Source organism: Cupriavidus campinensis (genome assembly GCF_905397395.1).
GTDB lineage: Bacteria > Pseudomonadota > Gammaproteobacteria > Burkholderiales > Burkholderiaceae > Cupriavidus > Cupriavidus campinensis.
Genome location: NZ_CAJPVH010000009.1, coordinates 42,934 through 64,335 on the forward strand (window position 1 = coordinate 42,934; position 21,402 = coordinate 64,335).

The following is a 21,402-nucleotide window of genomic DNA, read 5'->3' on the forward strand; positions in this document are numbered from 1 at the left end:
CAGAATCGATCCGCCAGCACACTCAGCCAAAGTACGCGGCGCGCACTTCGTCATTCTCACGCAACGCCTGCGCCGAGCCTTGCGCCACCACGCGCCCCTGCGTCAGCACATAGCCCTGGTGGGCAATCGCCAGCGTCTGGCGCGCGTTCTGTTCGACCAGCAGCACGGTCATGCCAAGCTCATTGATCTGCTGGATGACCTTGAAGTTTTCCTTCACGTACAGCGGCGACAACCCAAGCGACGGCTCGTCGATGACCAGCAGCCGCGGCTGCGCCATCAATCCACGGCCAATCGACACCATGGCCTGCTCACCGCCCGACATGGTGCCGGCCAGCTGCCCCGACCGCTCGCGCAGGCGCGGAAATATCTCGTAGACGCGCGCGATGCGCTCCCGCACCTTGGCCGGATCGGCCTCCAGAAAGGCGCCCAGTGCCAGGTTCTCGGCAACGGTCATGCGCGGAAATACCTTGCGGCCCTCCGGTATGCAGGAAATGCCGCGCGCGATGATGTTGTGCGTCTTCTCCGCGGCGATATCGGCGCCATCCCACAGGATGCGGCCTTTGCGCGCGGGCGTCAGGCCCAGGATTGCCCGGATCAGTGTGCTCTTGCCCGCGCCATTGGCACCGAGGATGCAGGTGATCTTGCCGGGCGGCACTTCGATGGAGACGTCATGCAGCACGTTGACCTTGTCATAGCCCGTGCTCAGGCCCTCCACGCGCAACGTGTTATCGCTCATGCGGCTTCCTCCCCGAGATAGGCTGTCTGCACGTCGGGATCGGCGGTGATCTCGGCATACGTGCCTTCGGCGATCTTCTTGCCGTAGTTCAGCACGACGCACCGTTCGGTGATGCGCTCGATCACGTTCATTTCATGCTCGATGAGCACGACGGACAGGTCTTTCAACTGGCTTCGCACCTGGAGGATGTCGTCCATCAGCTCATGGGTCTCGTCATGGGTCATGCCGGCCGATGGTTCGTCCAGCAGCAGCAGCCGTGGCCGGCTCATCAGCGCGCGGCAGACCTCGATACGGCGACGGTCGATCATCGTGAACGATTCGACCGGCTCGAACAGCCGACTCACCAGCGGCGGGCTGAAGATCCCCAGCAGTTCGCGCACCGATTCCACATAGCGCTCATATTCGGCCCGGAATGCCTGGCGGCGAAACAGGTTGAACACCAGCCCGTGCTGCATGTGCTGGTAGTCGCCGATCACGATGTTGTCGAATACGGTGAGCGGCAGCGACAGGCGCGAGCGCTGAAAGGTCCGCGCCACGCCGCTGCGATAGATGTCCTGCGGCGTCTTGCCGATGACGTTCTCGCCGTTGTACGTGATGGTGCCCGCGCTGGCCTTGTAGAGCCCCGTGAGCACGTTGAAGAACGTGGTCTTGCCGGAGCCATTCGGTCCCAGCAGGCCCAGCACTTCCCCGCGGCGGATGTCGAGCTGGAGATTGTCCAGCGCGGTCAGGCCGCCGAACCGCATCGTGAGGTTGCGTACCTCGATCATCGCGTCGCTCATTTGGCGTCCTGGGTCGGGAAGAACAGACGGATCTTGCGCGGCAGCAGCCCATCGGGGCGGAACAACAGGATGGCGATGACCAGCGCCGCGTAGAACAGGAAGCGGTACTCCTGGATGAACTGCAGCTTCTCCGGCAGCACCAGCACGATGATGGCGGCCGGGATCAGGCCAACCACATTGCCCAGACCGCCCAGGATGACGATCGACAGCATCAGCAGCGAGTCGGCGAACGTGAAATTGTTCGGTGCCACGAACGCCGTCACCATGCCGTAGACACTGCCTGCAACGCCGGCGAAGAAGTTGCCGAGCATGAAGGCGATGACCTTCCAACGCGCGATATGGAGGCCGAACGTCGCGGCGGCGGTTTCATCCGTACGCACCACGTCCATGGCCAGCCCTACCCACGAGCGCTCCAGTGCCTTGACCACGGCAAAGGTGCCCGCGCAAATCGCCAGGCTCAGCAGGGCGTAGCTGGCGTAGAACGACACGTCGACGCCGAACAGCGTCAAGCCCTCATTGAACTGGAAGCCGAACAGCGTCATGCCGGGAACCTGCAGGCCCTGCGGGCCGCCCAGCACATCGTTGACCTCGAGAAAGGTCTTGAACAGGATGCCGAACGCAATGGTCACCAGCGCCGCATAGTGACCACGCGTGCGCAGCACCGGCGCGATCAGCAGCGAGCCGATCACCGCAGCGGCGATGCCGGACAGCACGATCACGAGGATCGTAGGGATGGGCGTATGCGCGGCGAGCACCGCCGTGGCATAGGCGCCAATGCCGAAGAACGCCGCGCCGGCAAAGTTGGACACGCCGGAGAAGCCAAACTGCACCGTCAGCCCCAGGCAGGCGGTGGTGTACAGCAGCACCGCGCACAGCATCAGCAAGACAAAATGGCTTTCGTGGAACAGCACGATCAGCGCGAGCGTGCCCGCCACAGACCACAGCCGCGACAGCCCGGGCCGCCGGGCAGCCGCCTGCTCTACGGCCCGCGTGACCTTGAACCTGCCTGCGATGACCGTCGCTGCGACGGCCAACGCCAGCAGCGCGGCCACGGCAACCTGCGATTCCGCGTGCAGGAACAGATAGAGATAGGCCACGATGACGATGGCCGCGATGCCCAGCACCAGGGCCGGACTGCGCTGCTTGCCGCCCGCGACAACGGCGGCCGGTGGCAGTGGATTCGAGACGTTGTCAGACACGTTCACTGGCTTTCTCCGCAATCAGTCCGGTCGGTTTGAAGGCCATCAGCACGATGACCACGGCGAACGCAAAGACATCCTTGTAGGCGCTGGGGATATCGGGCACCAGCGCCGGTAGCGTCGCACTGCCCAGCACCTGTAGCGCGGCAAACAGGAAGCCACCGAGGATGGCGCCGTACAGGTTGCCCAGCCCGCCCAGAATGGCGGCCGCGAAGCCGATCACGCCGAGGAGCAGACCGACGTTGAAATTGATCTCGTTGTAATAGAGGCCGTTCATCACGCCAGCCAGCGCGGCCATGGCCGAGCCCAGCGCAAAGGTGACCAGCACCACCACTTCAAAGTTGATGCCCATCAGGCGCGCCGTCTCGCCGTCCTGTGCCACGGCGCGGATGGCCATGCCAAAACGCGTGCGCGTGATCAACAGATGGACGCCGATGATGATGGCGACACCCGCGGCCAGCAGGATCAGGTTGTCGGCACGGAGCGTCAACGCGCCCAACGACAGCTCCGTGGTGGGCAGCAGCGCAGGAAACGGCTTTGGGTTCGACCCATCCGGGTAGAACAGGCGCACGGCTTCACGCAGCACCGTACCCAGCATCAGGGTCGCCAGCAGGGTGTTCAGCGGCGGCGCCTTGCGCAAAGGCAGGATCAGGAAGCGGGCAATCACGGCGCCCAGCAGACCGGTCACGACGATCGCGCACACCACGATGGCCAGCAATTGCAGCCACGGCGAATCCACGTGCAGCGCCAGGACGCCAGCCGATGCGGCGAGCCCGGCGAATGCCCCCACCATCAGCACATCGCCGTGAGAAAACTTGATGACGTCCAGCACGCCGAAGAACAGCGTGAAGCCGACCGCCACCATGGCGTAGATCATGCCGAGCATCAGCCCGTTGAAGACATACTGTCCCAATACACTCATCGGTATCCCCAGAATGGCCTGAATAGACCGTCCAGCAGCGCCAGGCCGGGTCCGCAGACGGCGCGGGCCCGGCACCTGCACCACGCTTACAGTCCAGCCAGCTTCTTCTTGCCCTTGGCGTAGGCGCTGTCCTCCCAGATCACCCACTTGCCGTCCTCGACGACGTACTTGGTGATCAGCGGCACCACGTTCTGGCCGTGATCATCGAAGGTCACCTTGCCGATGATGGTCTCGACATCCTTCGTACCGTTCAGCACGTCACGCACTTTCTTGCGGTCCGGACCGACTTTCTCCACGGCGTCCATGATCAGGTTGGCGGCGGCAAAGGCGAAGGGGCCATAGGCTTCAGGCGGTTCACCATACTTCTGCTGCGTATAGCGTTCCATGAAGAACTGGCCGCCCGCCAGCTTTTCCACCGGAGCACCTTCGATAAAGGCCAGCGAGCCTTCAGACAGGGGCTTGCCCACGCCTTCGATATAAGCATCGGACTTGATACCCGACGTGCCTTCGAACTGCGCCTTGATGCCCAGCTTCTCCATCTGGGTGCGGATACGGACGCCGAGCGGCGTGAGGCCACCGAAATAGACCACGTCCGGCTTCAGCTCGCGGATCTTGGTCAGTTCGGTCGTGAAATCCTGCTGGTCGGCCGTTACGCCGAAGGTGCCGACGATGGTGCCGCCATCCTTCTTCAGGTATTCGCTGAAGTATTTGTTGTGGCCCTTGCCGTAGTCGGTGGTGTCATGGATGATCGCCCACTTCTTGTAGCCCAGGCCGGTCATGAACTTGGCCGCCACTTCACTCTGGTTGATCATCGTGCCGTTGACGCGATGAATCTCCTTGAAGTTGTTGCCATACGTGACCTCGGGGAGCACCGCGCCCCAGACCACGGCCGGCATGCCGAAGCGGTTGTAGACCCCCACGGTGCCCATGGCCACGGCCGAGCAGAAGTGCGTCACGCCGCCGACGATCGATTTGTCCGCGGCAATCTTGGTGGCCACCTGCACGCCCACGTTGGGCCGGCATTCGTCATCCTGGACGACCAGTTCGTAGGTGTATTTGGCCTTGGGATCGGCATTGCGCAGACGTACGGCCAGGTCAGCGGAGTTGCGCCCACCCAGGCCAATCGACGACACACCGCCGGTCAGCGGGCCCACAAAGGCGATCTTGACGACGTCCTTTGCCTGCGCCGGCGCGGACATCAGCACCACGCCCGTGGCAGCGGCGGCAATCGCGGCGGCGGCCGCAGTTTTCTTCTTCAGCACTCTGTTCCCCTATATAGACATGTCCAACGGGCGGCAGGCCCGGCGCCTGACCGAACGGGTGCAAGGCGCCGACCGCACGCCGGAACACAGTGAGGAAAGTCCTCTGCACCAAATTCAAGTCACTTGAATGCTATGCAACAGACGTGCCAAGGGGCAACGAGCAATAACCCGTAGGACTTTTGGGGGGAATGAGAGGGAAGATGCCGCGCGACGGCGCCAGAGCAGGGGCCGTGCGGGGCATTTCGGTGCATGACTTGCTTTTTCGGTGCATGGGCGGGGGGAGCCCGTCACGCGTCAATGGATGTCCGCCGACGCCCGATCGCCGTATCGGCACTGCGCATAGCCTTGAAATACTCGGGCGTAAAGAAGGAATCAGGTGCCGTCTCGCTCATTCCGGCACCACCCCGGCCGCCTGGATGATCTTGCCCCACTTGGCGACTTCCGCCCGCTGGAACGCGGCGAACGCGGCTGCCGGCTTGCCCTCCGGCTCCACGCCAAGCGCGCGCAGGCGCTGTTGCACGGCGGGCGTCGCGACGACCGCCGCGATCTCGGTGGCGAGCCGGTCGACAATCGGCTTCGGTGTGCCCGCTGGCGCGAAAATGCCCTGCCAGGACTGCATCTCGAAACCCTTCAGCCCCTGCTCCGCCAGCGGCCGGACGCCGGGCAGGCTCGGCAGCGGGTGCGCCGACGTCACGCCGATCGCGCGCACGCGCTTGCCGTCGAGCATGGGCTTGGCGGCGGCAACCGTCTCAAACACCATGTCGATCTGGCCGCCGATCAGGTCCGTCATCGCCGCGGCCCCGCCCTTGTAGGAGATCTGCTGCAGGCGCGTACCCGTAATGCTCTGGAACAACTGGCCCGACAGCTGCTGCGAGCTGCCCGGCCCCGCCGTGCCGAACGTCAACGCGCCGGGCTTGGCCTTCAAGGCAGCGACGATCTGGTCGACTGACTGGTACTGGCTCTCGTTCGACACCACCAGCACGTTGCTGACCGTACCCACAAGGTTCACCGCCACGAAGTCCTTGACCGGGTCATAGCCAAGCTTCTTGTAGAAGAACGGGTTGACGGCGTGCGTGGTAATGGTGCCGCCCATGATGGTGTAGCCGTCGGGCTCGGCACGGGACACGAATTGCGTGCCCAGGATGCCCGATACGCCAGGCTTGTTGTCGATGACGACCGGCTGTCCCAAGCGCTGCGACAGGCCTTCGGCAACAATGCGGGCGGTGGCATCCGACACCCCGCCCGGCGAGAACGGCACCACGTACTTGATCGGCTTGCTCGGCCAGGTATCGGCCCGCACGCCCGGCGCGGCCATGACGAGCGAGAGCCCGCCGATTGCCAGGGCCGCGCGCAACGCGCAGCGATTCACGAATCTCATGTCTTGTCTCCAGTTTTTATAGGAATGTCCCGCTTCAACATAGCGGGCGTCCACCATCGACAGAAATCACCACGCCAGTCGTGACAGGCATGGCACCTGCCGCAGCCAACACCATGGTGGCGACCTCCTCGGGATGCGCCAGGCGTCCGAGTGGCGTGAGCCGCGCCTGCATTTCCCGCCACGCCGGGTCCTGGCCCGGTGCCGGGCCGAGCTAGTAGCGCAGCGTCGGCGCCGGCATGTCGTGGGGCTGCGCCGCCTGCCGGAAAGCCTGCGTGATCAACGTGGTGGCAACCGTGGCGAAGTAGCGCGCGCCGAACTGGCCGTAGCGCTGCTCGTCCTCGGCGCCCAGCGCGATGATTCCGGCGCACTTGCCCTGGCCATCGACGGCACGCAGCGCTTGCTCGATGGCCGCTGCCACGGCCGGCGACTTCCAGTCGTTGCCGTAGCCCATGGCGTGTGACAGGTCGTTGGGGCCAACGAATACCGCGTCGATCCCGTCCACTGCCGCAATTTCCGCTGCGTTGGCCACGCCTTCGGGGGTCTCGATCATGGCGATCAATGCCACACCCTCGTTGCTGCGGCTGGTGTGCGGGACGCCGGGAAAGGCGCCATAGCCAGCCGCGCGACTGCTGAAAGCACTGCCGCGCCGGCCGATGGCAGGGTATCGGACGCGCTGTACAAGGTCGCGCGCCTCATCGGCAGTCTCGATCATTGGCACCTGGACGCCGCTGGCACCCATGTCCAGCACACGCGCGATATCGCCAAGAAAGCAGCGCACCACGGGAATGATCCCGCTGGCGCGCGCCGCGCGCAGCATGTGCTCGGTCGTCTCGAAACCGGCCGCGCCATGCTCGTTGTCGATAATGACGAAGGCAAACCCCGCGTAGGCGCACATCTCCACGATGGCCGGGCTGGGCAATGCGGTAAAGACGCCGCGGAGCGGGGCGCCGCTGCGCAGCAGCGCAGGCAGGCGGTCGTCGATGGGGTGTTGGATGGTGGTCATGTCTCGCGCTGTTGTTCTGGTCTCCCACCCTTGATGGCGGCTGGGTGACGACATTCTGCGTACTCGCGAGTTATATTTCCAATATTACTTCTGTATCTGACTTATACAACTCCTGTATATGTACACCCCCCTCGAACTCCGCGTGCTGACCTCGTTTCTCGTCCTGGCTGACGAGCTCAATTTCACACGCGCCGCGCGGCGCCTGAACATGACCCAGCCACCACTCAGCCTGCAGATCAAGCAACTGGAGGCGCAGATCGGTGCCCAGCTGTTCGAGCGCAACAAGCGCAGCGTGCGACTGACGCCGGCAGGCCAGGTCCTGCGGGCCGAGGCGGGGAAACTATTCGACATCGAGCACCGCGCGCGGCAAATGGTGACCCAGGCCGATCGCGGCGAGAACGTCGGACACCTTGGCATCGGCCTGACCGCGATCTCCGCCATCGAACTGGTTCCAGACATCCTGCGGCAGTTCTCGGCGCACGTGCCCGGCGTCCTGTACTCGCTGCGCGAGACCAGCTCCGAAGCGATGATCCAGTCGCTTTTGGGGAACGAACTCGATGTGGCGATCCTGCGGCCGCCAGTCACCGATTCCCGCCTGCAGGCGCGACGCCTGATGTCGGAGCCTTATGTCCTGGCCGCACCCGCCAGCCATCCCCTGGCCGGAAAGTCCAGTGTCAATGCGCGTGACCTCGATGGCCAAAGCCTTGCCACGCTCGAACGGCGCTACGGCCAGTATGCGCACGACCTGATGATGACCTGGCTGGCGGAGCACAGTGTGGTGCCATCGTGCATGCACGACGGGGCGCGCCACCACGCCATGATGTCGATGGTGGCAGCCGGCGTGGCGGTGTCGCTGGTACCCGCCTCGGCCGCTGCGCAGCCGGTCAAGGGCGTGGTCTATCGACGGATCGCCAATCGGGATGTGCCGACCCTGGAGCTTTGGATCGCCTTCCACAAGGAAATCGGCAATCCGCTGACCCGGCCGTTCGTCGAACAGGCGGTGGAGATCGCCGCTCGCTACAGGGTTGATCAGCGGTGCTTCACCGGCCAGGTATGAGTCGGTTTTCTTTGCGGAGACTGCCCGTTGCGCCGCGAGCCGCCCCTACAGGTAACGTTCGGCTTCTTCCAGCAGCCGCATGCGCGTCAGCATGACGGCTCGTGGAATTCGTACCAGCAGAAAGGTTCTTGTGGCGGGCGGGTCGCCGGGGATACTGGCAGTGGTGAACTCGAGCGCGTCACTTGGCGACATGCTGTCCTCGCCCGTGACGACATTCATCCGGCTCAGTCTGATATGACGGCGTTCGATGAAAAAATAGGATTTCGCGTCGGAAAACGTCGTCTGCAAGGAGAGCAACTGAGATTCCAGGGCGTTGACCGAATCCTTCGACACTGACGCAGTGCGCGCATTGGCATCGCCCTCGGCAAGCTGCGCCCGCAACCGCGCCTGCTCGTCGGGGTCCGGTGCCGCCGCGCCGCCGAGCATCGCGCGCATGCCCACGCCCTCCCCCTCCAGGAACCGCAACCGCTTGCCGAGCAACGCCATCTCCTGCAAGCGCCGGTCGCGGCCGACACCGCCGGCCGCCGCGCTCGCCAGGCCCTGCAAGGCGAGCTGGTCCAGCATGCGGCCCTCGATCTGCCGGCAGAGTGCGGGCTTGTCGCGCCCACACAAGCGCACCTGGTGGTCACTGAAATTGACGATCGTCTGCAGCACATCGGTCCGCATGACATCCCCTTCCAGACCCACGCCCAGCGTGCGCTTTTCAGTCATGTCCATACCGAGCACGGCGAACGCCTCCGTTGCATCCGGCGATGTCTCGAAGAATTGCTGCAGATCGGCTGAGCGACTGAAGATCAACTGAACATCATGGGGCGTGCCGAAGCACGCGTGAACGTAGGGGTCCGTTGCCCACGCCTGCGGACTGGCCTCCCGGGGCGCAGGGATGCCGGCGATCAGCGTGCGCACGTAGTCGAGTGCCGTGCCGAGGTGTGGCGCCAGCCTTTGCGCATAGCGCGGCAGCAATCGAAGCCGCGGACTCAGCCGGCGAATTTCCTGGGCCAGCGCCTCCAGCTCCCTGCTGCTGTGCGGGCTGGCACGTCTGCGGCCGTTCAGTCGCCAGTTCAAGATCCCCATGCACAATGCTCCGCTGACATGCGACGCGTACGCGCCGAGTCATCCGGCGCGATGTCCTGAAAGCCTAGGACAAAAGGTCGCGCAGCGCTTGCGCTGCATCAACGTCAACGTCAACGTCAACGTCGGGCGACGATGGCCCTGGTCCTGCAGTGTGACGAACCGGCCTCCGCGCTGGTACGCCCCGGCCCTAGAACCGCCACCGCAATCCCACCGTCCCGGTATGGTCCTGGTTGCCGCCGCCAAACTGGCCGGTATAGCGCAAGCCGAGCGTGGCCGTGGGCGAGATGGCGAGATCGGCGCGCAGTTCGGCCAGGGCCGCGTTCTGGGCAATCGGGGCGCCCGTCACCGTGAACGGCTGGCTGCCGTCGAAGGCCAGCGTGGTAGCCGGGCGTACGTCGCCGAACGCGTGGCGCCAGCCCGCCCCGACGTAGAACGCCGCGTCGGTGCCGCCAAACTGGACCCGTACGCTGGTGCGCAGGCCGAGCGTGGTGGTGGTCAGCGTGTTGCTGTCACCCGGGCTGTGCAGGGCCGCCGAGCCGCCCGTCTCCGCGAAGCTGCGCATGCGTGTATCGCTCCATGCCACGCCGGCATACGGTTCGAGCTGGGTTGCTGCCGATAGCGGCATGGCGAAGCCGGCTTCCGTGAAGACCTGCGCCGTGCTGGCGTGATAGCTGGCCGTCAGCGACTGGACCGTGCTGCCGCCAAGGCTGGCCTGCCGGTCGGTGTCGGCGTCGTGCCAGCTATAGGCGGTGCCGAACAGCCATTTGAGCTTGCCGCCGCCGAGCGCGAACGCGCGGCCGCCATAGAGCGTGGCGCTGAAGGAATCGGTGATGGCGCGTGAGGACCGTTCGCTCACGCGCAGCGTGCTGTTGGCGTAGCCGAACGCCCCGCCGATGCGCCAGTCTTGCCCCACCGCCCCGTCGCCGCCCAGATAGAAGCCGCCGGTCTGCTGGCGCACGCGCGCCACATCGGCGCTCCCGTGGAAGGTCTGCCAGTTACCCAGCACCTCCACCCACAGCGGCTGGGCGGCGGAAATGGGCAGGGCTGCGGCCGGCAGGGGGCCGCCTAGCTGGGCGATGGGCGCGCCAGGCAGCATGCCGGCGGACAGGCTGTCGTTCAAATGCGCCAGCGGCAGCGCCCGTGCGCCACCTGCCAGGGTCATCAGACCCGTGGCCACGCTGGCGTGGGCCTCCCCGGAGAGACTGTCGAAGACGGCCGGCGGCGCGCCCTGGGGCAACGTCACCACGGCTTCGTGCACAGGGTTGCTGTCCGGCAGGGTCTCCAGTGCGTTGGCCACGGCACGCTGGTTGCCGGTCACGGCCGCATCGGCAAAGCGCATCGGGCGCGGGGTGCCGCCACCCGTGCCGCCACCCGTGCCCGGATCGACCGGCGAGACAGGGTCCGTCACGTCCTTGCGCGTAAGTGCCAGGGTGACCTCGTTGGCGCCATAGGTCAGCGTCGGGTCAAGGAACGCGTAGTTCGAGCTGACCGACGCAAAGCGGCCCTGCACCGTCCCGGCCGTCAGGATGCTGTAGCGGCGCGTGGACGCGAAATTGCCGTCGGGGCCGACATGGATCACCGCCCCGCCGAGCGTGGCCGTACCGCTCACCGCCACGCGGTCGCTGGCCGACGAGGCCGGGTCGGCTTCCACGCGATAGGTTGAACCGGCGGCCAGCATCAGGTCGCCGTTGACGGTCAGCGTACCGACGGAATTGCCCGGTGCCAGCGTGCCGCCCGATGCAATCACGGTACTGCCCACGCTGCCAGCGCCGCCCAGCGTGGCGCCGTTGTTCACTGTGACCGCGCCGGCCACGCTACCGTTCACGGCCAGCGTGCCGGCGTTCACCTGCGTCGCACCGGTATAGGTATTCGTGCCGCTCAGCGTCAGCGTGCCGGCGCCGATCTTGATCAGTCCGCCGCCGGTGCCGCCACCGGCACCGCCATCCTCGATCGTGCCGCTCACGGTGGTGGAGGTATTGTTGCCGCCCACGGTCAAGACGTTCTGGCCGAGCTGGAAGCGCCCCGCTCCCGCGATGGCGCCGGCGGTGATCCGGTGGTCGAAGGCCGGACCGGATGTGCCCGAGAAATCGACCCAGCCCCCCGCATCCGTCACCAGCGAGGCGTTGCCGGCGGTACTCCAGCCCCAGAACTCGGTGTAGCTGCCGCTGCGGGTGGTGACCTGGCTGTTACCGCCGGTGCTGCCCTCCTGGAACGACATCACGCCGCCGTTGTTGACGATCGTCGCATTGGCCGCCGTGCTGCTGCCGAGCAGATACGTGAACCCGCCGAGGTTCGTCACCTGGGCATTGCCGAGCGTGCCGGCGCCGTACAGGTTGATGTAGCCGGACCGATTGACGACCTGCCGGCCGCCCAGGTCGAAGCCGCCGTTCAGGCGCAGCGTTGCGCCGCCATCGACACTGACCGCACCACTGCCCAGCGCGCCGTTGACGTTGGCGATCAGCATGCCGGCGTTGACCTGCGTGCCGCCGGCGTAGGGGTTCACGGCGTTCAGTTCGAGCGTGGCGTTGCCGGTCTTGGTCAGGCTGCCGGGGCCGTCGATGACGCCGTTGTGCGTCAAGGTGCCATTCGTGACCTCGAAGGTGCCGCCGCCCGCGCCGAGCGTGGTGGCGCGCGCGGTGGTCATGGCGGCGGTGGTCCGCAGCGTGCCGCCGTTCAGACCGAGCGTGCCGGCTGCCGCGCCGAGGTTGGCGTCCGAGGCAATCGCCAGCGTGCCGCCCAGGATTTGCCAGCTCGAGATGCCCGTGTTGCTGCCGGCCAGGGTCCAGACCGACGCACCGATTTTCTCGAAATGCTCGAAGCCACGATACAGGCCGGCGTTGCCGATGCCGCCGGTCAGCGTGAAAGCGCCGGTGTCGCCAGCCAGCGCGAAGGTGTCGTCGGTGCCATAGGCCTCGATGCTCCCCACGACGCTGTTGCCCCAGAACTCGAAACGGTTCGTGCCGCTGAAAAACTGGACAGCCGCCACGCCGGGGCCGCCTGCTACGATGGTCCCCTTGTTGACGATGGTCAGGTTGCTGCCGCGCACGCCCACGCCGGAGGCCCCCGTAGTGCCGTTCGCGGCCTGCGAAGCGTTGTAGTTCATGCCGCCCACGCCACCGGCGCCACCCGCCCCACCCGCGATCGTGCCCTCGTTCAGCAGCGTGGAGCCGCCGGCCAGTTCCATGCCGTTGCCGCCCCTGCCGCCGTTGCCGCCCAGGCTGCCGTAGTAATCGTAGACGCCGTCGCCGCCGTTGCCCCCGGCCCCGCCATTGCCACCCGCCACCACGGCATTTGCTTCGATATGTACCGTGGCCGCGCTGGTCACCGCCATGCCGACACCGCCGTCGCCGCCGTTGCCGGCGCCCTGGAGGCTCGCGATCGGCTTCGACCCGCCGCCATTCCCGCCATTGCCGCCCCAGCCGCCGGCCACCCGGCCGCCCGCCTTCACCACGATCTCGGCACCGCCCGCGTGGCTCAGGCCGTACCCGCCTTCGCCGCCGCCGCCGCCACCCCCCTGATACGCAGGCGGCAAAAACGAGCCGTCATTGCCTCCGTTGCCACCTTTGCCGCCGTTGCCGCCGAACACGCCGCCGGAGATGGTGGTCGGCACGGCGCCCGTCACCATGCCATCCGCGCCACCCCCGCCGCCGCCGCCACCGCCGCCTGTGAGCAAGGCATTGTCGAAGTTACCGTCGCCACCGTTGCCGCCGAACTGGCCTGGCGCGGTACCCGCTGCGCCCGCCAGCCCCTGCGGCGTTGCCTGGGACGCGTTGATGCCGCCCGCCCCACCGGCCGCGTAGCGCGCGCCGCCCCCGCCACCAGTGCCGTCGCCATCGGGCACGGTCAGTCCACTCTGGCCAGCCTGGCCCGAAGTGAAGCCGCCCACCCCGCCCGGCAGGTTAAGGCTGTAGCCCCCGACGCCACCGTTGCCGCCAGCGGCCTGCGCCGACGACGCGGAAAGGGACATCATGAGGATGGCAACCGCGCCGGCAATGGCGCGCAGGCACGGCTGTTCACCGGCGGCGAGGCTCGAATGTCTTGTCATGTGGATTTGCGGCCGGCCAGGCCGGCGACCCTATTCCCTGCGCGGCGGCCAGCGGCTTGCCGGCAATGCGCACGCTTTCATTGTTTTAATGTGCGGGCGGGCGCCCGTGCGAACCTCAGTGGCGTCGGCGAGAAGCCGAAACGGCGCACGAGACTGGCCCCCTCGGGGTGGGATTTTCGCAATTCTGCGGCGGGAAAGATACGCCGGCGTGGCATGAAAGGCCCCGATGACACATTCCGTGTCACTTTTGAGACACTCGGCTTGCTTAGTCGAGTTCCGCTCTCGAAAGAAACGCCTGCATCTGTTCTGCGACCTGGAGATTGTTCAAGTCGGAAAATGGGAAATGCGTGTTGCCGCGTATCCCCACGTCCGGCAGGTGCACCAGCTTCGCGTCGCCACCATGGCGATTGACGGCATCGACCCACAGCCTTGCCATGGCCAGCCGCACGCGCCAGTTGTCCAATCCAGGATCGCTGCTGGGCTCGGTCGGAATGTTGTCGCCGTAGTAGATGACGATCGGAATCCGCGTCAGCGCCTGGAACTGGTCCATCGTCACCGCCGTTCCGGCCAACGGTCCGGTCAGGCTGGACATCGTCGCGGGCACCTCTCCTTCCGGAAACACGAAACCGCTGCCGGGTTCGAAGGACACCACGGCACGGATGGCCGGATTCCGCATCGCCGCCTGCCACCCCAGCCCGCCGCTGTAGGAATGTGTGATCAGGATGCCGGGGCCGATGCGCTGGAACAGTGCCGACACGGCATCCACAGCCACCTTGTTATCCAATGGCCCCGTATCCGGCACCATTTGCCGGAAGTACTGGTTCAGCGCTTCCGGATCCTTCGAGAACTGCACGCCGGGATAGAAGTTCGGCCAGGCGCCCAGGCGGAACATGTTGAACCAGCGTTGCTCGTCCGGTTCCGCGGCGATCCGCGCAGCCACCGTGCTGCGGCCGGCGCCACCCCGGCGCGGTTGGTCGATCAGGTACACGGGGAAGCGGCGGCGCACAAAGATTGTCTGGAACCCTTCGCGGCCGTCGGGTGTGGTCTCCCAGGTCTTCGAGAACTCGCCAAAGCCGTGCCACATGACCAGGGGCAGCTTTCGCGGATTCACGGGGATCTGGTACACCACGCGCGCGTGGTCGCCATGCAGCGTCTGCCCGTCCGGACCGGCCTTGCCGAGCGCATAGGTACCTGGGCTCTGCACGACCGTACCGCCGACCGCGAAGCTGCCTTGGGACTGGAGCACGATCGGCGCAGACGCGTCCGTCGAGTCTGTCGCATGGGGCGCTGCGCATGCGCCAAGGAGGGCCGCGCAGATCAGCGGCAAGATTCGTAGGGATTGTCGAAGCATGTCGCTGCCTTAGAGACCGAGCTTGCGCTCGCTCATCCACTTGACGATCTCTGGGTCGCGGTGCGAGAAAAAACTGCTCGTGCCGGTTTCCAGCGTGGAAATGGCCTGCATGTCATCGTCCGACAGGGCAAAGTCGAAGATGGCGAGGTTCTCCTCCATGCGCGCCTTGCGCACGGACTTCGCCAGCGCCACGATATTGCGCTGGACCAGCCAGCGCAGCACCACTTGCCCGACCGTCTTGCCGTGCCGCGCAGCGATGGCCAGCAGCACCTCATTCACGAAGAGGTTGTTTCGACCTTCCGCGAACGGCGCCCAAGCCTCCGCCTGCACGCCCAGCTCGCGCATGAAATCCACGCTTTCTGCTTGTTGGTGGAACGGATTGACCTCGATCTGGTTGACGGCCGGCGCAATCTCGTTGAACGCGTGGATGTCCATCAGGCGATCTGGCTATTGCGATAGGAGGCGGCGGTATCGATCAGGCGATAGCCGGCCTGCACGGCATCGACGACACAGCGCTCGCATTCGGACGCATCGGCGATCTGGAAAACACCGTAGCCGAGGATCGGCATCTTGACGCCGTTGTTCAGGGTTACTTCCTGCATGATTGGCTCCTGTTTCGGTCTGTGCCTTTACTGCGGCTTCCTGTTGAAGACTTCCTTGGCCACGTCAGCCGCCGTCACGGCGCTGGGCCAGCCAGCATAGAACGCGAGATGGGTCAGCGCCTCCACCAGCTCGGCCTCGCTCAGGCCATTCTGCCGGGCCAGCGCCAGATGCGAGCGTAGTTGATCCGGGCGATTCATGGCGATCAGTGCGCTGACAGTGACCAGGCTGCGGTCGCGCCGCGAGAGGCCGGGCCGGGCCCACACATCGCCGAACAGCACATCGTCGGTCAATTGGGCCAGCTTGGGCGCCACGTCGCCGAAGCGCTGCTGTGCCACGGAGGGGCCTTGTGCCAGCGGCTTGGCGGCGGCCGTGCCCGTGCCCGTGCCGTACTGAGCGTCGCTGACCTGCTCGAGCCAGTCCACGGTCTTGCCGTCCTGCGCTTCCTGGATGGCGATATGGGTCATCGGGCTGCCGGGCGCGGCACCGTGCCAGTGCTTCGTGTGGGGCGGGATGCGCACCACATCGCCCGGCCGGATCTCCTCGATGGCCCCGCCCCAGCGTTGGATACGGCCAACGCCGGCGGTGACGATCAGCGTCTGGCCCAGCGGATGGGTATGCCACGCGGTGCGGGCGCCGGGGGAGAACGTCACCGACCCGGCCGACGTGCGGTCAGGTCCGGCGGGCGTGAACAGCATCTCCACCTTGACGCTCCCCGTAAAGTTCTGCGCTGGCGCCGCCTGGGCCTGGCGCGATGCCGCGCGGGAAATCTGCAACTCGGGTTCCGCCGCGGCGGCGCCGTCCAGCATGGACAACGCGAGGGTGGCAATGGCAAAAGGCTTCAGCATCATTGGGGGGGCTCCTGTGTTCAACGGCCCACGCGGGCTTGCAGCGCGGCGGGATAACGGTCGCCGTGGACCTGGATCTGCGCAAGGGCAAGCTGGATCTGGCGCAATTCGTCACCAGACAGCGCCAGGTCAGCCGCGCCGAGGTTCTCTTCCAGCCGGTGCAGCTTGGTCGTGCCCGGGATGGGGACGATCCACGGGCGCTGCGCCAGCAGCCAGGCCAGCGCCACCTGCGCCGGGGTGGCGCCCTTGTCCCTGGCGATGACGCCCAGCGCATCGATCAAGGCCTGATTGGCCTGCCGCGCCTCCGGCGTGAAACGCGGGACGATGTTGCGGAAATCGTCCTTGGCGAAGCTGGTGTTCTGGTCGATGGCGCCGGTGAGAAAGCCCTTCCCCAGCGGGCTGAACGGCACGAAGCCGATGCCCAGTTCGTCGAGCGTGGGCAGGATCTCGTGCTCGGGCGCACGCCACCACATCGAATATTCGCTCTGGAGGGCTGCCACCGGCTGCACGGCATGGGCACGCCGGATCGCCTCGACCCCAGCCTCGGACAGGCCGAAGTGCCGCACCTTGCCCTCGGCTATCAGGTCCTTCACCGCGCCGGCCACGTCCTCCATCGGCACTTGCGGATCGGTGCGATGCTGGTACAGCAGGTCGATGCGGTCAGTTCGCAGGCGTTTCAGCGAGGTTTCCACCACGGCGCGAATGCGCTCGGGGCGGCTGTCGAGACCCTTCTTCGAATCACCGTCCTGGAAGCCGAACTTGGTGGCGATGACCACCTGGTCGCGCATGGGCTGCAAGGCTTCGCCGACCATTTCCTCGTTCAGGGCGCCGTAGGCTTCGGCGGTATCGAAGAAGGTGACCCCGCGCGCGAAGGCGTCACGGATCAGTTCAACCCCAGCGGCACGGTCCAGCCCGGGACCGTAGCCAAAGCTCAGGCCCATGCAGCCAAAGCCCAGGGCGGAGACCTCCAGGCCGGAACGGCCGAGTTGTCGTTTGTTCATGATGCGCTCCTGTCCGGTGGAATACAGCCTCCGACTGTAAAGCGCGACGTCTCAACCTACTAGCCCTCGCCGGCTTGCATGAGTAACAAGAAAAACTTGATAATCGGCAGGCATCCGAGGGAATAGACCATGCCGATCAACGAGTTCCGCGCCATTGCCATGTTCGCCAAAGCGGTGGAAATGGGCAGTATCCGCCGCGCCGCGTTTGCGCAGGGCATCAGCCCCCAAGCGGCGAGCCAGGCCATCGCGCAATTGGAGCAGCACCTTGGGGTGCGCCTGCTCCACCGCACGACCCGCAACCTCGCACTGACCGAGGACGGGCAGCGCCTGCTCGAGAACACCCAGCCGGCCATCGCGGCACTGGACCGGGCGCTGTCCACGGCCCGGGAGGCCAAGGACGAGATTGCCGGCCCGCTGCGCATCGTGGGCCCGAAGTCGTGCTTCGCGGCGATCCTCATGCCGGTGCTCGATGCCTTCTGTCGCAGCCATCCCGGCATCCAGCCGGATGTCCAGCTCGACGATGGCATCGGCAACTGGGTGCTGGACCGCATGGATGTCGGCTTCCGGATCGGGGCGTCGCCCAGCGAGGGTGTGATTGGCCGCCAGTTGTTCCCGCTCCAGATGATGGTCTGCGCCGCACCTGCCTACCTGGCCAGGTACGGCATCCCCGCCACGCTGGATGACCTGGTGAACCACCGCTGCAGCGTCTTCCGGCGGCCGGCCACCGGCGCGGTGGCGCCCTGGTATCTGACTGTCGATGGCAAGCTGGAGCATCGCCCAGTGTCGCCCGCCTTCTCCACGAACGACGCCGAACTGGAATTGCAGGCGGTACTGGCAGGACACGCGCTCGGGCAACTGGCGAACTATTCGGCGGCGCCCCACATCCGTGCCGGCCGCCTGGTTCCCGTGCTGTTACCGCATATCAGCGCCCATATGGGCCTGCACATCTACTACGGCAGCCGCGCCGCCCAGCCGAAGCGCGTGCGCGCCTTTATCGAACATGCCATCCATCACTTGCTGGACTGCCCGGATGTTGTGCTGTCCGGCCAGGAACTCGAGATGGCTTTGCAGGGCTGGCGCGAACGCCGCGATGCCGCTCGCTGAGGCGGCGGCCTTCCGTCACCGGCCGGAGAACCGGGCGGGCCTGCGCTCGATGAAATGCGCCACGCCTTCCGTAAAGTCCTCGCTCTGGATGCTTTCGAACATCTCGGCGTTGGCAAGGCGCGTGGCCTCGGCCAATGACTGGAACGGCTGCTCCCACAGCTGGCGCTTCATCACGCGGATGGAGCGGGGCGAAACGTTCTCGGCCAGGTCGTCGGCGTAGTCGAGCGTGGTTGCCATGAGGGCGTCCGCATCGACCACACGGTCAACCAGGCCGATCCGCAGCGCCTCGTCGGCCAGCACCTTGCGCGCCGAATACAGCAGGTCAGCCGCATGACCGGGGCCGACCACGCGCGGCAGCAGCCAGGAGATACCGTGCTCGGCGATCAGGCCCCTGCGCGCGAACGCGCTGCTGAATGCGGCGTTGGCGCCGGCAAAGCGCATGTCGCAGTACAGCGCGAACACCAGCCCCAGCCCCGCTGCCGCGCCATTGATGGCCGCGATCACGGGCTTGCGCATGGCCGGAAAGTAGCCGTAGCGCGTCTGGTAGTCGGCGCGCCGGTTCATGTCGAACGGGCGCATCCACTGGGCGGCGCGGATATCGCCCGGCGGCAGCACTTCGAGCTCGTTGATGTCCATGCCGGCGCAGAAGCCCTTGCCGGCCCCGGTCAGCACCACCACGCGCACGTTGTCGTCGCGATCGACGGCCTCCATGGCGTCGCGCAGCTCGGCCTCCATGACCTTGGTCAGCGCATTGAGCTTGTCCGGCCGGTTCAGGGTGACCACGGCGATCCGCTCGCTCTTCCCCGCGCGAGCAACGGTAACCTGACTGTACATATTGCGACTCCTTTCGATGTCGTGATTAGGGAAGCTGAACGGCTCTCGGCTCCAGGAACTCCTCGAGCCCATACACCCCGCCTTCCCGCCCCACACCGGACATGCCGAAGCCGCCGAACGGTGCGGCGGGATTGAACCGGGCGCCGTTGACGTCCACCTGCCCGGCCCGCAGGGCGTTGGCAACCGCTTCGCCGGCCCTGTCATCGGCAGCCCAGACTGCGGCGGCCAGCCCATAGCGCGTGCCGTTGGCCAGGGCGATGGCTTCGTCGACGCTGTCGTAGCACAGCACCGCCAGCACCGGCCCGAAGACCTCCTCGTTCGCCAGCCGGCTCTCGGGGGCGACGTTGCCGTAGATGGTCGGCGCGACGAAATAGCCGGTTGCCGGCACCGGCGCATCGGGGCCGCCGGCGATCCGGTCGAAGCCTGCCTGCTCCGCTTGGGCGATATGCGCCTGTACGCGCTGACGCTGCACAGCCGACAGCAAGGGACCGATCCGGGTGTCGCCCTCGGCGGGATCGCCGAGTTTCATCGCGGCCACGGCCTCCGCCAGCAGTGACCGGCATCGCGGGTAATCCTCGCGTGCAACGATCAGCCGGGTGGTCGCGCTGCAGGTCTGCCCCGAATTGAGGAAACATGAACTGACCGTCGCCTTGACCGCCCTGGCGAGATCCGCGCCCGGCAGCACCACAGCCGCCGACTTGCCACCCAGTTCCATCGACACGCGCTTCATATCGCCGGCCGCCTGCGCAGCGACCTTGCGACCCACCGCCGTCGAGCCGGTGAACGACACCATCTGGATATCGGCATGCGCTACCAGCGCCTCGCCCACCTCCGCGCCCCCCAGCACGAGATTGAGCACGCCGGGCGGCAGTTGCGCCTGCTCGCAGGCGGCCATCAGCCGCTCGGTCACCGCCGGGGCCAGCTCGGAGGGCTTCAAGACCACCGTGCAGCCGGCCAGCAGCGCCGGCGCCAGCTTGGCCGTGATCTGATGCAGCGGGTAATTCCACGGCGTAATGGCGGCCACCACCCCGACCGGTGCCAGCGTCACGCGGGAATTGCCGATCGTGCGGACAAAGGCGAACGTATCGGCCAGCGCCGCCGTGGCGCGCCACGCGGCGATTGGCGCATCCACCTGGATGCGGCGCGACAGCTTCAGCGGCATGCCGACTTCGCGCGAGATCTCAGTGGCCAGTTCCGCCGCACAGCCTTCCAGCGCGTCGGCCAGCGCGAGCAGGTATGGCGCCCGCCCGGCTGCGCCCAGCGCCTGCCAGCCTGGCTGCGCCCGCGCGGCAGCCGCCACGGCTGCGGCCACATCTTCCGCACTGCCGAGGCTCACCTCGCCCAGCGGCGCTTCGGTCGACGAATCATGGATGCGCACTGACGCGCTGGCGCGTATCGGGCGACGTGCGCCGTCTATATAGTGTTGGGTCCACTGCTTCACTGCGACTCCCTTGTGTTGCGTTTTTCGAGGAACGCAGCCATCACGCGCTGCGGTTCACCGTCGGCATAGCATTCAAGCTGCGCGCGGATGCCGGCGACACAGGCCTCATCGAAACCCGGCTGCGTCATCGCGCGGAAGCGCTGCTTGGACAGGCGTACGGCGGTGGGCGGCAGCGCCGCGAGCGACCTGGCCTGGGCGAGTGCCTGCGACATCAGTTCGGCCTCGCCGCAAAGCGCGGTCACCAGGCCAATGTCGAAGGCGCGCTGGCCATTGACCAGTTCACCCGAGAGCGACATCTGCACGTTGTGGGTGTGCCCCACATGCAGCGTCATCAGATAAGACCCGACGATGCTCGCCAGCCCCGCCTTGACCTCGGGCTGCCCCCAGCGGCTGTCGGCAGTGGCGAGCCGCCAGTCCGCGCACAGCGCCAGTTGGAAGCCCGCGCCTGCGGCCACCCCCCGCACGGCGGCCACGCAGGGCTTGTCCAGGTCGCGGACGGCCTGGTACATCGCCCGCTGCCGGTTCAGCCAGGGCACGAGCTGCTGCCAGGTCACCGTGGCCGCCTCATCAAGATCCTGCCCGGCGCAGAAGGCCCGCTCGCCGGCACCGGCCAGCACCACGGCGCGCACCGAAGGGTCGGTGTTGAGCCGGCCCAGCGTTTCGATAAGCTCGCCGCGCAGGACGTCGTTGACCGCGTTCATGCGTGTCGGCCGGTTCAGCGTGACGATGGCGATGTCGCGATCGTGTTCAACGCGTACGGTTTGCATT

The 21,402-nt window shown here is 66.4% G+C and carries 17 protein-coding genes and 1 pseudogene; 2 read left to right on the forward strand and 16 right to left on the reverse strand.

Features of this window, described 5'->3' with window-relative positions; all coding sequences use genetic code 11:
* Window positions 1-22 precede the first annotated feature (22 nt).
* The 7 genes from KHO18_RS08080 to KHO18_RS08110 form a co-directional block, all read right to left on the reverse strand.
* Window positions 23-736, reverse strand: coding sequence for an ABC transporter ATP-binding protein (locus KHO18_RS08080; protein ID WP_144198613.1), 714 nt, complete (start codon window positions 734-736; stop codon window positions 23-25).
* Window positions 733-1,515 (reverse strand): ABC transporter ATP-binding protein, encoded by a 783-nt coding sequence (locus tag KHO18_RS08085; RefSeq protein WP_211942969.1) that lies wholly within the window; start codon window positions 1,513-1,515, stop codon window positions 733-735. The genes KHO18_RS08080 and KHO18_RS08085 overlap by 4 nt, the downstream gene beginning before the upstream one ends.
* Entirely contained in the window at window positions 1,512-2,720 is a 1,209-nt protein-coding gene (locus tag KHO18_RS08090) for a branched-chain amino acid ABC transporter permease (RefSeq protein WP_186296867.1), read from the reverse strand. The genes KHO18_RS08085 and KHO18_RS08090 overlap by 4 nt, the downstream gene beginning before the upstream one ends.
* Window positions 2,707-3,636 (reverse strand): branched-chain amino acid ABC transporter permease, encoded by a 930-nt coding sequence (locus KHO18_RS08095; RefSeq protein WP_092295344.1) that lies wholly within the window; start codon window positions 3,634-3,636, stop codon window positions 2,707-2,709. The genes KHO18_RS08090 and KHO18_RS08095 overlap by 14 nt, the downstream gene beginning before the upstream one ends.
* 86 nt (window positions 3,637-3,722) lie before the next feature.
* Entirely contained in the window at window positions 3,723-4,898 is a 1,176-nt protein-coding gene (locus KHO18_RS08100; protein ID WP_144198619.1) for a branched-chain amino acid ABC transporter substrate-binding protein, read from the reverse strand.
* A gap of 388 nt (window positions 4,899-5,286) precedes the next feature.
* Entirely contained in the window at window positions 5,287-6,276 is a 990-nt protein-coding gene (locus KHO18_RS08105; protein WP_144198622.1) for a Bug family tripartite tricarboxylate transporter substrate binding protein, read from the reverse strand.
* 211 nt (window positions 6,277-6,487) lie between these two features.
* Window positions 6,488-7,279, reverse strand: a complete 792-nt coding sequence (locus KHO18_RS08110) for an HpcH/HpaI aldolase family protein (protein WP_211942970.1) — start codon at window positions 7,277-7,279, stop codon at window positions 6,488-6,490.
* 118 nt (window positions 7,280-7,397) lie between these two features.
* On the opposite strand from KHO18_RS08110, the gene KHO18_RS08115 reads away from it, so the two are divergent.
* Entirely contained in the window at window positions 7,398-8,336 is a 939-nt protein-coding gene (locus KHO18_RS08115; protein WP_144198628.1) for a LysR family transcriptional regulator, read from the forward strand.
* A gap of 45 nt (window positions 8,337-8,381) precedes the next feature.
* Here the strand turns inward: KHO18_RS08115 and KHO18_RS08120 are convergent, their stop codons facing one another.
* The 6 genes and pseudogenes from KHO18_RS08120 to KHO18_RS08145 all read right to left on the reverse strand — a co-directional run bounded on the left by KHO18_RS08120 (window position 8,382) and on the right by KHO18_RS08145 (window position 17,255).
* Window positions 8,382-9,410, reverse strand: a complete 1,029-nt coding sequence (locus KHO18_RS08120; RefSeq protein ID WP_211942971.1) for a hypothetical protein — start codon at window positions 9,408-9,410, stop codon at window positions 8,382-8,384.
* Window positions 9,411-9,597: 187 nt separating this feature from the next.
* Window positions 9,598-13,455: an autotransporter domain-containing protein gene (locus KHO18_RS08125; RefSeq protein ID WP_211942972.1), complete on the reverse strand. Its 3,858-nt coding sequence runs from the start codon at window positions 13,453-13,455 to the stop codon at window positions 9,598-9,600.
* Between the two features lie 265 nt (window positions 13,456-13,720).
* Entirely contained in the window at window positions 13,721-14,806 is a 1,086-nt protein-coding gene (locus tag KHO18_RS08130; RefSeq protein WP_211942973.1) for an alpha/beta hydrolase, read from the reverse strand.
* Between the two features lie 9 nt (window positions 14,807-14,815).
* Window positions 14,816-15,408, reverse strand: a pseudogene (locus KHO18_RS08135) (aldo/keto reductase).
* Window positions 15,409-15,435: 27 nt separating this feature from the next.
* Window positions 15,436-16,257 carry a (R)-mandelonitrile lyase gene (locus KHO18_RS08140; RefSeq protein WP_244844620.1) on the reverse strand — a complete coding sequence of 274 codons (822 nt, stop codon included), beginning with the start codon at window positions 16,255-16,257 and terminating at the stop codon, window positions 15,436-15,438.
* A 17-nt stretch (window positions 16,258-16,274) separates the two neighbouring features.
* Complete coding sequence (locus KHO18_RS08145) at window positions 16,275-17,255, reverse strand: aldo/keto reductase (protein ID WP_144198643.1); 981 nt, start codon at window positions 17,253-17,255, stop codon at window positions 16,275-16,277.
* Window positions 17,256-17,384: 129 nt separating this feature from the next.
* Between KHO18_RS08145 and KHO18_RS08150 the strand changes: the two genes are divergently transcribed.
* The gene (locus tag KHO18_RS08150) at window positions 17,385-18,359 is read left to right on the forward strand and encodes a LysR family transcriptional regulator (RefSeq protein WP_211942974.1); all 975 of its coding nucleotides are present in this window, start codon (window positions 17,385-17,387) and stop codon (window positions 18,357-18,359) included.
* Between the two features lie 15 nt (window positions 18,360-18,374).
* Here the strand turns inward: KHO18_RS08150 and KHO18_RS08155 are convergent, their stop codons facing one another.
* Genes KHO18_RS08155 through KHO18_RS08165 form a run of 3 tightly spaced genes read right to left on the reverse strand, consistent with a single transcriptional unit; the run spans window position 18,375 to window position 21,401 of the window.
* Window positions 18,375-19,193, reverse strand: a complete 819-nt coding sequence (locus KHO18_RS08155; protein ID WP_144198648.1) for an enoyl-CoA hydratase — start codon at window positions 19,191-19,193, stop codon at window positions 18,375-18,377.
* 25 nt (window positions 19,194-19,218) lie between these two features.
* On the reverse strand, window positions 19,219-20,634 hold the full coding sequence (locus tag KHO18_RS08160; RefSeq protein ID WP_211942975.1) for an aldehyde dehydrogenase family protein: 1,416 nt from the start codon (window positions 20,632-20,634) through the stop codon (window positions 19,219-19,221).
* Window positions 20,631-21,401: an enoyl-CoA hydratase/isomerase family protein gene (locus KHO18_RS08165; RefSeq protein WP_144198654.1), complete on the reverse strand. Its 771-nt coding sequence runs from the start codon at window positions 21,399-21,401 to the stop codon at window positions 20,631-20,633. Before KHO18_RS08165 ends, KHO18_RS08160 begins: the two co-directional genes overlap by 4 nt.
* Window position 21,402: the final 1 nt, after the last annotated feature.